Annotated in this window: 9 protein-coding genes; 3 read left to right on the top strand and 6 right to left on the bottom strand. The window is 71.7% G+C overall.

Annotation, left to right across the window (positions count from 1 at the left end):
• Positions 1-98: 98 nt before the first annotated feature.
• Positions 99-3,434 (bottom strand): S8 family serine peptidase, encoded by a 3,336-nt coding sequence (locus WDV06_RS33290; protein WP_395513551.1) that lies wholly within the window; start codon positions 3,432-3,434, stop codon positions 99-101.
• A 273-nt stretch (positions 3,435-3,707) separates the two neighbouring features.
• Positions 3,708-4,277 carry a CGNR zinc finger domain-containing protein gene (locus tag WDV06_RS33295; protein ID WP_395513552.1) on the bottom strand — a complete coding sequence of 190 codons (570 nt, stop codon included), beginning with the start codon at positions 4,275-4,277 and terminating at the stop codon, positions 3,708-3,710.
• A gap of 131 nt (positions 4,278-4,408) precedes the next feature.
• Here WDV06_RS33295 and WDV06_RS33300 point away from each other — a divergent pair, with 131 nt between their 5' ends.
• Both WDV06_RS33300 and WDV06_RS33305 read left to right on the top strand, forming a co-directional pair.
• Positions 4,409-4,867 (top strand): VOC family protein, encoded by a 459-nt coding sequence (locus tag WDV06_RS33300; protein ID WP_395513553.1) that lies wholly within the window; start codon positions 4,409-4,411, stop codon positions 4,865-4,867.
• A gap of 23 nt (positions 4,868-4,890) precedes the next feature.
• Positions 4,891-5,802 (top strand): pyridoxamine 5'-phosphate oxidase family protein, encoded by a 912-nt coding sequence (locus WDV06_RS33305; RefSeq protein WP_395513558.1) that lies wholly within the window; start codon positions 4,891-4,893, stop codon positions 5,800-5,802.
• On the opposite strand, the gene WDV06_RS33310 is transcribed toward WDV06_RS33305, so the two are convergent.
• Together WDV06_RS33310 and pepN are read right to left on the bottom strand one after the other, a co-directional pair.
• Entirely contained in the window at positions 5,778-6,740 is a 963-nt protein-coding gene (locus WDV06_RS33310) for a hypothetical protein (protein ID WP_395513554.1), read from the bottom strand. The genes WDV06_RS33305 and WDV06_RS33310 overlap by 25 nt on opposite strands.
• Positions 6,741-6,912: 172 nt before the next feature.
• Positions 6,913-9,459 (bottom strand): aminopeptidase N, encoded by a 2,547-nt coding sequence (pepN, locus tag WDV06_RS33315; protein ID WP_395513555.1) that lies wholly within the window; start codon positions 9,457-9,459, stop codon positions 6,913-6,915.
• Between the two features lie 150 nt (positions 9,460-9,609).
• Here pepN and WDV06_RS33320 point away from each other — a divergent pair, with 150 nt between their 5' ends.
• Positions 9,610-10,257, top strand: coding sequence for a mycothiol-dependent nitroreductase Rv2466c family protein (locus WDV06_RS33320; protein ID WP_395513556.1), 648 nt, complete (start codon positions 9,610-9,612; stop codon positions 10,255-10,257).
• 135 nt (positions 10,258-10,392) lie between these two features.
• Here the strand turns inward: WDV06_RS33320 and WDV06_RS33325 are convergent, their stop codons facing one another.
• Entirely contained in the window at positions 10,393-11,049 is a 657-nt protein-coding gene (locus WDV06_RS33325) for a superoxide dismutase (RefSeq protein WP_045946311.1), read from the bottom strand.
• Between the two features lie 177 nt (positions 11,050-11,226).
• Positions 11,227-12,627 carry an amino acid permease gene (locus tag WDV06_RS33330; protein WP_395513557.1) on the bottom strand — a complete coding sequence of 467 codons (1,401 nt, stop codon included), beginning with the start codon at positions 12,625-12,627 and terminating at the stop codon, positions 11,227-11,229.
• Positions 12,628-12,837 lie beyond the last annotated feature (210 nt).

Here is a 12,837-nt window from a genome sequence, read left to right on the forward strand (position 1 = left end):
CCCCCCCCCCCCCCCCCCCCCCCCCCCCCCCCCCCCCCCCCCCCCCCCCCCCCCCCCCCCCCCCCCCCCCCCCTCCGTCATGCGTTCAGGTCACGCCCTTACTGGGTGACCTTGTCGATCTGCACGCTGCCGGTGCCGGCGGCGGTGCCGCGGCCGTTGAGCAGCTGGACCTGGCCGAAGAACTGACGGCCCTCGGGGGCCGCGCCGGAGACCAGCACGTTCGCCGAGACCTGCGCGGAGGCGCCGTTGGCGAGGTTGACCGCGGCGGCCTCGTCGACCTGGACGGTGCCCAGGGCGGACGAGAAGTAGACGTCGCGGTAGTCGTACGTGGTGGAGCCGGACGGGACCGCGTAGCCGATCACCTTGACGGTGTAGGTACCGGCGGCGGGCTTGTCGAGGCTCACCGACTCGTCGGAGTCGCCGTCGGCCGAGGAGGCGACCTTCACGCCGTCCTTGTAGACCTCCAGGTCCAGGTCGGCGCCGGCGTCGGAGGTGTGGTTGATGCCCACGTCCAGACGGGAGACGCCCTCACCGATGGTGACCTGGGTGGTCTTGGTCTCGCCGGCGGCGATGGTCGGCTTGTCGGCCTTCGCGGAGCCGAGCGGACCGCCCTGGAGCTTGCCGCCGGAGATGGCCGCGCCGGTGTTCGTCACGGTCCACTGGACCGGGGCCGGGGCGCCCTGCTTGACCTCGGGGAGGACCTTGACCGCCGGGTCGAAGCCCGCGCCGAGGACGGAGACGTCCAGCTTGAACGGGTTGTCCAGGAGCGGCGACGTACGGCGCGACTCGACCTCGATCTCCCAGACGCCCGGCTGCGGGTTGTCGTAGGAGCGCAGGTCGGGGCGGCACTTGTTGGCCGGGTTGTTGTAGTTCGGGTAGCACTGGGTGGTGGCGCTGTCCTCGACGCCCGTGCCGTACGGGTGGATCGAGATGAAGCGCGTCTGGCTGTCCGCGGCGAGACCGCCGAGCGCGACCTCAAGGGTCTTGGCGCCCTGCGGGACCGTCACGAAGTACGACTTGTGGCTGTTGCGCTGCACGGAGGAGGTGTCCGACAGCGTGAACGAGGGCTGCGCCAGCGGGGTGGAGGCGACGACCGTGGCCAGGATCTGCTTGTCGATGCCCTCGGTGGTCGGGTCGTCGAGCTGCAGGATGCCGCTGTGGACGCCGGCCGACTTGACGTTGGCCTCGACCTTGATGGTGACCGGCTTGTTCAGCGGCAGCGTGACGTAGTCGTAGCCGCCACCGCCGACGACCTTGAAGGTGCCGTCGTTGTTGCGCCAGCTGAGGTTGTGGCGGGTGCCGTACTTCGGGCCGGTGGTGCGGGTGACGACGACGTCGTAGACCTTCTTCTGGCCGACCTTCAGGCCGCCCTCGCGGTCGTAGAGGCCGGTGCCGAAGCCGGGGGTCTTCAGGAACTGGTCGAGCGCGGTGTCGACCGGGGCCTTGACCGTGAACTCGTTGGCCTTGGCGCCGCGCTGGATGGACTCCCAGGCCTTGTTGACGTCGATCAGGCCCGCGCCCTGGGCGTGCGCCGGGACGTCGTCGATCTTCTTTGCGGTGCTGGTCAGCGCCACGCGCAGGTTGGCCGGGGGCAGGGCGATCTTCGCCTGCTTGGCGGCCGAGATCAGCAGGGCGCTGGCGCCCGCCGCCTGCGGCGAGGACATCGAGGTGCCCTGGAGCATCGAGTAGCCGGCCGGCAGGTTGTAGCCCGCCTCCTTGACCGGGCCGCCGGGCAGCCAGGTCTGGGTGGTGTTGATGGCCGCGCCGGGGGCGGTGATGGTCGGCGTGAACCCGCCGTCCTCACGCGGACCGCGCGAGGAGAAGGGGAACATGTTGTACTTCTTGGTCACGCCGGAGCCGTAGTTGGCGGCCCAGGTCTCCTTGGAGACCGCGGCACCCACGGAGATGACCTTGTCGGCGAGGCCGGGGTCGCCGATGGTGTTGACGCCGGGGCCCTCGTTGCCCGCCGAGATGACCAGCTGGACGCCGTAGGTGTCGATGAGGTTCTTGTACAGCTCGGAACGGGCGTTGTTGCCGTCGTTCAGCGCCGGGAGACCACCGATCGACATGTTGACGATGTCGACGCCGCGGTTGACGACGAGGTCGATCATGCCCTCGGTCAGCGCGATGTTGGTGCAGCCGCCGGACCAGGAGCAGGCGCGCGAGGAGACGATCTTCGCGCCGGGCGCCTCGCCGTTCATCTTGCCGCCGAAGAGGCTGTTGGCGGCGGTGATGCCCGCGACGTGCGTGCCGTGCTCGGACTCGATGATGCCGATGTTGACGAAGTCGGCCTTCTTGCCGACCCAGTCCCCGCCGAACGGGTCCATCGGGACGTCCTTGCGGATCTGGATCACGAAGGGGATCCGCTCGGCGACGTCGGTCGCCGGGTTGTCCGTGCCGAAGTAGCCGATCTGGTAGCCGTCCTTGTACGGCTTCATCGGCTCGTTGTTGGTGAAGTCGCCGTCCTGGTCGGTGTCCACGCGGACGGTGCCGGCCACCGGGTCGTACAGCATGCCGAACTTGTCGGTGGTGTCGCCGTCCCGGTTGACGTCGCCCTTCATGTCGCCGGTGGCGGTGATCGACTCGCTGAAGCGGCTCCACTGGAAGGAGCCCTCGGGGGCCTTCCAGCTCTGGCCGCCCGCGGTGAAGGTGCCGCCGGTGGAGGTGACCGGGGTGACCTGGGGGCGCCAGGTGGCGTCGTTGTCCAGGATCGGGTCGGTCGCGGTGACCCAGTCGACGATCTTGCGCTCGCCGGTGGTGGTCTTCTGCAGCGCCGGGTGGGCGATGTCGACGCCGGAGTCCAGGATGCCGATGGTGACGCCGCGGCCGTCGGCCTGCGGGTTCTTCTGGACGAAGTCCACCGCGCCGGTCTCGAAGGACGGGTTGTACGGGTTCTTCGCCGGGGTGTTCGCGTCCGGACCGGGGTAGGTCTCGGCGGCGGTCTTCTGGCCCGCACCGTCCTTGCCCGAGTCCGGGCGCGGGTCCGGGAGCTGGATCTCCTGCTTGAGGTCCATGCCGTGCACCGACTCCAGCTTGGCGGCCGCCTTCAGCGCCGCCTCCGCCTTGTCGGTCGGGAGGGTGGCGCGGACGTAGCCGAGCTTGTCGTACGTCTGGCCCACCGAAGCGCCCTGGACGGCGTGCAGCTGGTCGGAGACCTGCTTGGTCTGGCCCGGCGCGGTCGCGACCATGACGGTGACGGTCGCGTCACCCTTGGCCTTGGCCTCCTGGAGCAGTTCGGCGTCCGCCGAACCGAGCTTCTGGTCGGCCGACTTGGCCGGAGCCGGGGCCGACGGGTTGGCGTCGCCGGTCGCCGCGAAGACGGGTACGGCGCCGGTGGCGCAGAGCGCGGCCACCAGGCCCGCGGCCGCCGCGACGCGGGCCGCGCGCCGGGCGCCGGGTATGGCCCCGGTGGAGCTGGGGGATTCGAGGGTCATCAGCATCCCTGGCTAGAGATCGATACGGTCCGGATTTCGGTGCCGGATGACCGGTCAGCTTTGCGCAAGTGACAGCTGTTTGGGGAGGGTTGTCATTGACCGAGACCTGACATGGCGGACACCCGCCAGGGCGGAGTTTCCGCCAGGAGGGACATGCCGGGGCAAGCCGGGGCGACCTGCGGCGGTCAGGTAGTCGATTTATCGACTTACAAGGCTTGTAACGGGGGTGTGTCGGGGGCTGTTCTCACCCCCGGTGTGACAGATTCCGACCGTTCAGCGCTCGCGCGTGCGCGCGTAGTGGCGCGAGGCCTTGGCCCGGTTGCCGCAGACGGCCATCGAGCACCAGCGCCGGGTGCCGTTGCGCGAGGTGTCGTGGAAGTGCAGGATGCACGTCTCCGAGGCGCACTTGCGGATCCGGTCGGGCGCCGACCCCAGCAGTTCCAGGTAGTTGCGGGCCGCGGTCCAGGCGGGTCCCCAGGAGGGGTCGTCGAACTCGGCCCGTTCGCCCGGGCCCTCGTCGGTGAGGGTGGCCCGGATGCGGCCGTGCTCCAGCACGGCGTCGACCAGCCGGCGGGCGCCGGCGTCGGCCGGGTCCGCGACGGCGCGGGCGAGGGCCTCGCGCGCGGTCAGCAGGTGGACCAGGGTCGACTTGTCGACGCGGAAGCGGTCGTCCAGTCCCGTGCTCCGCAGCCAGAGGGCCAGCCCCTCCAGCCGGCTCAGGCCGAAGGCCCCGGCGAAGAGGTCGGTGGGCACGCCCTCCGGCCTCCAGCGCGTGTTCACCAGGTCGAGGGCGAGCGGCTCCCCGGTGAGCGGACGGGGGTCCGTCGTCGGTACTGCCGTCATGTCCGCCTCCTCGTACCCGCTAACCCCTCAAGGGTACGTGGCCGGTTGACGCTCCGGGCTCTAACCATTAATCTCGATTTAGAAGGTTAGAACGCCGGGCGGACCGGCCATTCCTCGGGGAAGGAACCCTCATGACCACCACCGTCGGCACCCTGCGCACCGGGCACGTGGGCCTCAACGTCACCGACCTGGAGCGCTCGCTCGCCTTCTACCGCGACGCCCTGGGCTTCGGGCTCCTCGGCGAAGGCAAGGAGGAAGGCCGCCGCTTCGCCTTCCTGGGCCGGGACGGGGAGCTCGTCCTCACCCTCTGGCAGCAGGCGGAGGACCGGTACGCACCGCAGGCGGCCGGACTGCACCACCTCGCCTTCTCCGCCGGCACCATCGAGGAGGTCCGGGCGTACGAGGACCGGCTGCGCGGCCTGGGCGTGGACTTCGCCTACGAGGGCGTCGTCGCCCACCGCGAGGGGGCGGCCTCCGGCGGGATCTTCTTCCACGACCCGGACGGCACCCGCCTGGAGATCTCCGTGCCCACCGGCGCCGAGGGGGCTCCCGCACCCGTCGAATCCGCTCCCACCTGCGGTTTCTTCTAGAGAATCGGGAAGTGAGGGTCGTCATGGACCGGTACCACCAGGGCTCGCTGGCCGTCCAGGAACGGGTCGGCGTCCGTGAGCTCGCCGAGCACGTCGGCCGCTCCATCGGCCCGGGCATCCGGGACGTGGCGGCCGCCTTCCTCGCCCTCCAGCCCCACCTCGTCGTCGGCGCCGCCGACGGCGCGGGACGGCTGTGGGCCTCGCTGCTCACCGGCCCGCCCGGCTTCGTCCGGGCCGCCGGCCCGGACCGGATGGCGGTCCGCGGCGGCCTGCCGGACGGGGACCCCCTCGCCGGTGCGCTGGCCTCCGACGGAACGCGGGTCGGCACGATCGCCCTGGACCCGCGCACCCGGCGCCGGATGCGGCTCAACGGGACCCTCGCGGTGACGGACGGCGGCTTCGCGGTGGCGGCCGAGGAGGTCTTCTCCAACTGCCCGAAGTACCTGCAGAAGCGGCAGCCGCTGGAGCGGGTGGCCGAGGGGCCCGGAATCGTACGGCGTTCCGCGGAGCTCACCCCGGACCAGGAGCGGGCCGTCCGCGCGGCCGACACCTTCTTCGTCGCCACCACCGCCGGCGCGGGCGGGGCCGACGCGAGCCACCGGGGCGGGATGCCGGGCTTCGTGGAGGTGCTCTCGCCCACCGAGCTGCGGTGGCCGGACTATCCGGGGAACGCGATGTTCCTGACCCTGGGCAACCTCGCCCTCGACGAGCGGGCCGGACTGCTCTTCCCCGACTGGGAGGGCGGCGGTCTGCTCCAGCTGAGCGGGCGGGCCCGGACCGGGTACGGGGCCGACGGGAGCCGCAGCGTCCGGTTCCGGGTGGAGGCGGTGGTGGAAAGCCTGCATCCGGGCCGGCTGCGCTGGAGCGCCCCCGAGTACTCCCCGGCGAACCCGGCCCTCCCGGGCGCTCCTCACCGGGGCAGGACGACCAGGTAGGCGGCGGGCTCGCGGTCGCAGGACGCCGTCAGGGCGGTCCGCACCACCGCGGCCTGCTGCTCGGGCCAGTCACGCAGCTTGCGCGGGGTCAGGTGGAGGACGGTCACGCCGAGCCGCTCCAGCGTCTCCCGCTTGCGGACGGCCTCGGCCCAGTCCTCGTCCTCCCCCTGGCGCGGGGCCCGGGTGTCGATCTCGACGGCCACGGCCTCCTCGGGCCAGTACGCGTCCACCCCGCCCAGGTGCGGGCCGCCGGGCAGCCGCAGGTCCACGTTCCAGACCGGCTCGGGGAGCTCGTAGCCCCGTACGAGCTGGTACAGCCGGTCCTCCGCGATGGCCCGGCCCTCGGCGAGCAGGGACTCGACGGCCTCGACCACGTGCGGCCGGTTCAGCAGCCGGGCCACCGTCAGCTCCCGTACCACGGCGGCCGGTTCGCAGTGGCCGGCGCGGACGGCCTCGCTGAGGATGCGGCGCACCGCGTCGGCGTCGTCGAGCTGGGCGACGGCGTCCGCGACGGCCCGGGCCACCGGGGCCACGGGCACCCCGGTGACCTCCAGCGGCCGCGGCGGGGTGTGGGTGCGCACGACGCGGACGTCGCCGGTGGAGCGCAGCCGGCGGGTGTGGGGGACGAGGACGTCGATGTGCGGGAGGGAGGGCAGGGCGGGGGCGGCGGAGAACCGGTAGAGCGCGAGGGCGGCGAGCCCGGTGATCATGGCCTCGTCGTTGCCGCGCTTGCCCGCGTACAGGAGGGCGGCGTGCAGGCGCTCCTCGCTCGTCGCCGGACCGGAGTGCAGCAGGAACACCCCGGGCAGCACCTGCTGCCACGGCCGGCCGGCGGCCTCGGCGGCGCTGACGCCGTGCTCGCGCAGCTGGGCGAGGGTCAGCACGCGGGGGCGGCTGGCGGTGAGGTGGGCGAGGGGGAGGGGTGCGTTCTGGTTCATGACGCGGTGATTCCCTCAGGCCATGGCCTTGCTAACGCCTGTTACACGCTCGTCGACAAATCCGGACAAGACGGGGCTAAAGTACGGACGTTCGACTGCCGATAGCCCATCGCCGCCACGCGGACCGCCCCGCCCGGCGGCTGCCGGACGGGGCGGAACGGGACCAGGAGGGTTACGCGTCGCGGGACTGGGCGCGGAGGGCCCGGGCCAGGTCGTCGCGGGACTCCAGCACCAGGCGGCGCAGCGCCGGGGCCGCGTCCGGACGGGCCGTCAGCCAGGCGTCCGTCGCGTCCAGCGTGGCCTGGGAGTCCTGGAGCATCGGATACAGCCCCTTCACCACGTCGATGCCGATCTGGATCGAACGCTGCGCCCAGACCCGCTCGATCACCTCGAAGTACCGCCCGGCGTACGGGGCGAGCAGCTCCCGCTGCGAGGACTGCTGCATGCCGCTGATGGTCGCCTCGACCAGCGCGTTCGACAGCGCGTCCGACTCCACCACCACCGCCCACGCCTGGTCCTTGACCGACGCCGACGGCCGCGCCGCCAGGCAGCGCACCTGGTGCCGCTTGCCCGAGGCGGTGTCGTCGCGGACCAGCTCGGCCGCGAGCACGGCCTCGTCGACCACGCCGTGCGCGGCCAGCGGCAGCAGGAAGTCCCAGCGCAGCTCCTGGTCCACCTCCAGCCCGTCGATCCGGGCCGAACCCTCCAGCAGCCCCAGCAGCAGCTGGAAGTCGCCCTCGCTGGCCGCGCTCGCCGCGAAGAAGCGGGCCCAGGTCAGCTGGTGCTCGGAGCCCGGCTCGGCCAGCCGCAGCTCGTGCAGCGCGCCCGCCGCGAGCTCCCGGCCGCCCTGCTCCCGCCAGCCGGGCGCCGCGTAGTGGGTGACCGCGCTCAGCGCCTGCGCGTGCAGCTGCTGGAGCACGCCGACGTCGCTCTCGCGGCCCGCGTGGGCCAGCACCAGCGACAGGAAGTCCCGGGCCGGCATCAGCGCGTCCCGCGTCAGGTTCCACAGCGCCGACCAGCACAGGGCGCGGGCCAGGGGGTCGGTGAGGTCGCCCAGGTGGCCGCGGAGCGTGGCCAGCGAGGCCTCGTCGAAGCGGATCTTGCAGTACGTGAGGTCGTCGTCGTTGACCAGGACCAGGCCGGGCCGCTCCAGCCCGGCCAGCTCGCCGACCACCGTGCGCACGCCCGCCACGTCGGCCTCGGCGCGCGCGTAGCGCACCAGCGAACCGTCGGCCTCCAGCCGGTACAGGCCCACCGCGACCCGGTGGGGACGCAGCTCGTCGCCCTCCTGGACCACGGCCAGCTCGGTCAGCCGCCCGGCCGCGTCCGTGGTGACCTGCGGGGTCAGCGCGTTGACGCCGGCCGTCTGCAGCCAGGCCCGCGACCACTCGGCCATGTCCCGCCCGGAGACCTCGCCGAGCACCGACAGCAGGTCGTCCAGGGTGGTGTTCCCGTACGCGTGCGCCTTGAAGTAGCGCCGCGCGCCGTCCAGGAACGCGTCCCGGCCCACATACGCGACGAGCTGCTTGAGGACGGCCGCGCCCTTGGCGTAGGTGATCCCGTCGAAGTTCAGCTTGGCGTCCTCCAGGTCACGGATGTCGGCCGTGATCGGGTGGGTGGACGGCAGCTGGTCGGCCCGGTACGCCCACGCCTTGCGGTTGTTGGCGAAGGTGACCCATGCCTGGTCGAAGCGGGTGGCCTCGACCAGCCCGAAGGAGCCCATGAAGTCCGCGAAGGACTCCTTCAGCCACAGGTCGTCCCACCACTTCATGGTGACCAGGTCGCCGAACCACATGTGCGCCATCTCGTGCAGGATGACGTTCGCGCGCCGCTCGTAGGAGGCCTGCGTCACCTTGCCGCGGAAGATGTACTCCTCGCGGAAGGTCACCATGCCCGGGTTCTCCATGGCGCCCAGGTTGTACTCGGGCACGAAGGCCTGGTCGTACTTCCCGAAGGGGTAGGGGTAGTCGAAGATCTCGTGGAAGAGGTCGAAGCCCTGCTTGGTGACGAGGAAGACGTCGTCCGCGTCGAAGTGCTTCGCCAGCCCCTTGCGGCACATCGCGCCCAGCGGGATCGTCAGGTCCCCGCGCGTGTAGGTGTCCGTGACGTAGTGGTACGGGCCCGCCACCACACAGGTGATGTACGTGGAGATCGGCGCGGTCTCGGCGAAGCGCCACACCCCGCCCTCGCGGGACTCCTCGGCGCCGTTGCTCCACACCGTCCAGCCCTCGGGGGCGGTCACCTCGAAGCGGTAGGGCGCCTTCAGGTCCGGCTGCTCGAAGTTCGCGTACACCCGCCGGGCGTCCGCCGGCTCGTACTGGGTGTAGAGGTAGACCTCGCCGTCCTCCGGGTCGACGAAGCGGTGCATGCCCTCGCCGGTCCGGCTGTAGGCGCAGTTCGCGTCGACGACCAGGACGTTCTCGGCGGCCAGGCCGTCCAGGGCGATCCGAGCCCCGTCGAAGACGGCGGAGGGTTCCAGGGCGCGGCCGTTGAGGGTGACCGCGTTCACGGAGGGGGCGATCAGGTCGGCGAACGAGGAGGCGCCGGGGACCGCGGCACGGAACCGCACGGTCGTCACCGAGCGGAACGTCCGGGGGCCCTCGGCCGGTTCGGCCTCGTCCACCGCGGACCTCAGGTCGAGGACCACCTCGTACCCGTCGACGGACAGCAGTTCGGCCCGCGCGCGGGCTTCGTCGCGGGACAGATTCTCACCGGGCACGTGGCACTCCTTCGTGCGGATCTCTTCGTGCGTGATCGCTTCGTCGGTCGAATCCTCCCACGGAGGGAATGCGTGGGGTTCCGGCCCGGTTGGCCAGAAGGAACACGCTCAGAGACGCCCGATGTGATGCGATGCGACGCGAGGAGAGACATGACCGACACCCAGGTGCGCGAGAAGACCCCGGTCGACTTCTGGTTCGACCCGCTCTGCCCCTGGGCCTGGATGACCTCCCGCTGGATGCTGGAGGTCGAGAAGGTCCGTGACGTCGAGGTCCGCTGGCACGTGATGAGCCTGGCCGTGCTCAACGAGAACAAGCTCGACGAGCTCCCCGAGCGCTACCGCGAGCTCCTCGGCCCCAAGGGCTGGGCCCCGGTGCGCGTGGTGATCGCCGCCCAGCAGAAGTTCGGCGAGGAGGTCACCGGCAAGCTGTACACGGCTCTCGGCACGAAGATCCACAACGAGGACCGCGGCGCGACCCGCGAGGTCATCGCCGACGCCCTGGAGGAGGTGGGCCTGCCGGCCGAACTGCTCGCCTACGCCGACTCCGACGAGTACGACCAGGTGCTGCGCGACTCCCACAACGACGGCATCGAGCGCGTCGGCCAGGAGGTCGGCACCCCGGTGATCTCCGTACCCGGCGCCGACGGCGAGGAGGTCGCCTTCTTCGGCCCCGTCGTCACCCCGGCCCCGCGCGGCGAGGCCGCCGCCCGCCTGTGGGACGGCACCCTGCTGGTGGCCTCCACCCCGGGCTTCTACGAGATCAAGCGCACCCGCACCAAGGGCCCCTCCTTCGAGTAGTCCGCGCCCCCGCACACAGAAGACCCGCACACAGAAGACCCCCGTGAGTCACGTCCTCACGGGGGTCTTCCGTTCACACGCCCGCACGCGAAGGCTGAGAAGACGATCACGAGGCGGGCGGCCCGGGGGTGCCGCTCAGCCCTTGACGGGGATCAGCAGCGGGGTGTTCGCCTTGGCGTCGGCGTAGCGGCGGGCCACGTCCTGCCAGTTGACGACGTTCCACATGGCCTCGATGAAGTCCACCTTCTGGTTCTTGTACTGCAGGTAGAAGGCGTGCTCCCAGGCGTCGAAGACCAGGATCGGCGTGCTGGCCACGCCCACGTTGCCCTGGTGGTCGTAGACCTGCTCGACGACCAGGCGGCCGCTGACGGGCTCGTACGCCAGCACGCCCCAGCCGGAGCCCTGCGTCGCGGAGGACGCGAAGGTCAGCTGCTTCTTGAACTTCTCGAAGGAGCCGAAGGACTCGGTGATCGCGTCGGCGAGGTCGCCCACCCCGTCCGCCGCGGTCGGCTCGCCGCCGCCCTCGCCGGTCTTCGGGCTGGCCATGTTGTGCCAGTAGATGCTGTGCAGGATGTGGCCGGAGAGGTGGAACGCCAGGTTCTTCTCCAGCCCGTTGAGGGCGCCCCAGTTCTCCTTCTCGCGCGCCTCCGCCAGCTGCTCCAGCGTGGTGTTGGCGCCCGTGACGTAGGCCGCGTGGTGCTTGTCGTGGTGCAGCTCGATGATCTGCGGGTTGATCACCGGTTCGAGCGCCGCGTAGTCGTAAGGAAGCTCGGGAAGCGTGTAGATGGCCATGCGTGTGTCAGGTCCCCTCGGCGTGCCAATCGCTTATTGCAATTAATGCGCAACTGCACGCTAGCAGTATCTATTGCGGCATGCGCGGAGGGGTCGCCCGGGGACGAAGAGAGGCGGATCCCGTACCGCACACGGGATCCGCCTCAGAGGAGCTGGGGGCCGGGGGCCGCCGGGCCGTCAGGTCCGGCCCGCCGCCCGGCGCTGCACCACGTACCCGGTCGCCGCCAGGGCCACCGCGAGCCCGCCGGTGAACAGCACCTGCGGACGGGTGTCCTCGCTCACGGCCATCAGCACCAGCACCCCGGCGACCCCGGCCAGCGCCACCCACGTCAGGTACGGGAAGCCCCACATCCGGACGGTCAGCTTCTCGGGGGCCTCCCGCTCCAGCCGCCGGCGCAGCACCAGCTGCGAGACCCCGATGAAGCCCCAGACGATGAGGATGACCCCGCCGACCATGTTCAGCAGCCAGGCGAACAGGGTGTCCGGATACCAGTACGACAGCAGGACGGTGACGAACCCGAATCCGGAGGAGGCGAGCACCGCCCGGCGCGGCACCCCGCCCGAGACCCTGCCCAGCGCCTCGGGCCCCTGGCCCCGGGAGACCAGCGAGTGGGCCATGCGCGAGGAACCGTAGATGTTGGCGTTCATCGCGGACAGCAGGGCGACCAGGATGACGGCGTTCATGACCTGCCCGGCCGCCGGGACGCCCAGGTGGTCCAGGGTCGCGGCGTACGGGCCGACGCCGGTGACCGCCGGGTCGTTCCAGGGCAGCAGGGTGACGATCACCAGCATCGAGCCGACGTAGACGATCGCGATCCGCCACATGGTGGTCCGCACGGCCTTGGCGACGCCCCGCACCGGGTCGTCCGACTCCGCCGCCGCGATGGTCACCGTCTCCAGGCCGCCGTACGCGACGACCGAGGCCAGCACGCCGACGAGCAGCCCGTCGACCCCGCCCGGCAGGAACCCGCCGTTGTGCGCCAGGTTGGCGGCGCCGGGGGAGGAGGTCCCGGGCGGCAGACCGAACACGGCGAGCACGCCCAGGCCCAGGAAGAGCGCGATGGCACCGATCTTCAGGGCGGCGAACCAGAACTCGAACTCGCCGAAGTTGCGCACCGCGCCCAGGTTGCTGCCGCAGAACAGCGCCATGAACACCAGCACCCACAACCACGACGGGGTGCCCGGGAACCAGCCCGTCATGATGTGCGCCGCGCCGATGGCCTCGATGGCCACGCCCACGCACAGCAGGGTCCAGAACATCCAGCCCGCCGTGAACCCGGCCCAGGGTCCGATCGCCCGCTCGGCGTGCACCGAGAAGGAGCCCGACGCCGGGTCGGCCGCCGACATCTCGCCGAGCATCCGCATCACGAACATCACCAGCAGACCGGACGCCGCGTACGCGAGCACGATCGAGGGCCCCGCGGCCGCGATGCCGGCGCCCGAGCCGACGAAGAGGCCGGCGCCGATGACCCCGCCGAGGGCGATCATCGAGAGGTGGCGCTGCTTGAGGCCGTTGCCGAGGGGGGATCCGGGCGCGGACGGCCGCAGTTCGGGAGGCGTGATGGTGCTCTGACTCATGCGCCCAGTCTGCCGACCGTCCGTTTATCGGACGTTCCGTGTTCAGCATCCGGACACTCGGCTCACGCGCCGTGACCGCGCCCGCGCACAGCACGCCGAAGCGGGGGGGGGGGGGGGGGGGGGGGGGGGGGGGGGGGGGGGGGGGGGGGGGGGGGGGGGGGGGGGCGCGGGGGGGGGCGGGGGGGGGGGGGGGGGGGGGGGGGGGGGTGG

The organism is Streptomyces racemochromogenes (assembly GCF_044129415.1).
Classification (GTDB): domain Bacteria; phylum Actinomycetota; class Actinomycetes; order Streptomycetales; family Streptomycetaceae; genus Streptomyces; species Streptomyces racemochromogenes_A.

Coding starts and splice junctions, on each gene's coding strand:
- WDV06_RS33290 (WP_395513551.1), bottom strand. CDS start 3,434: ATGACCCTCGAATCCCCCAGCTCCACCGGGGCCATACCCGGCGCCCGG.
- WDV06_RS33295 (WP_395513552.1), bottom strand. CDS start 4,277: ATGACGGCAGTACCGACGACGGACCCCCGTCCGCTCACCGGGGAGCCG.
- WDV06_RS33300 (WP_395513553.1), top strand. CDS start 4,409: ATGACCACCACCGTCGGCACCCTGCGCACCGGGCACGTGGGCCTCAAC.
- WDV06_RS33305 (WP_395513558.1), top strand. CDS start 4,891: ATGGACCGGTACCACCAGGGCTCGCTGGCCGTCCAGGAACGGGTCGGC.
- WDV06_RS33310 (WP_395513554.1), bottom strand. CDS start 6,740: ATGAACCAGAACGCACCCCTCCCCCTCGCCCACCTCACCGCCAGCCGC.
- WDV06_RS33320 (WP_395513556.1), top strand. CDS start 9,610: ATGACCGACACCCAGGTGCGCGAGAAGACCCCGGTCGACTTCTGGTTC.
- WDV06_RS33325 (WP_045946311.1), bottom strand. CDS start 11,049: ATGGCCATCTACACGCTTCCCGAGCTTCCTTACGACTACGCGGCGCTC.
- WDV06_RS33330 (WP_395513557.1), bottom strand. CDS start 12,627: ATGAGTCAGAGCACCATCACGCCTCCCGAACTGCGGCCGTCCGCGCCC.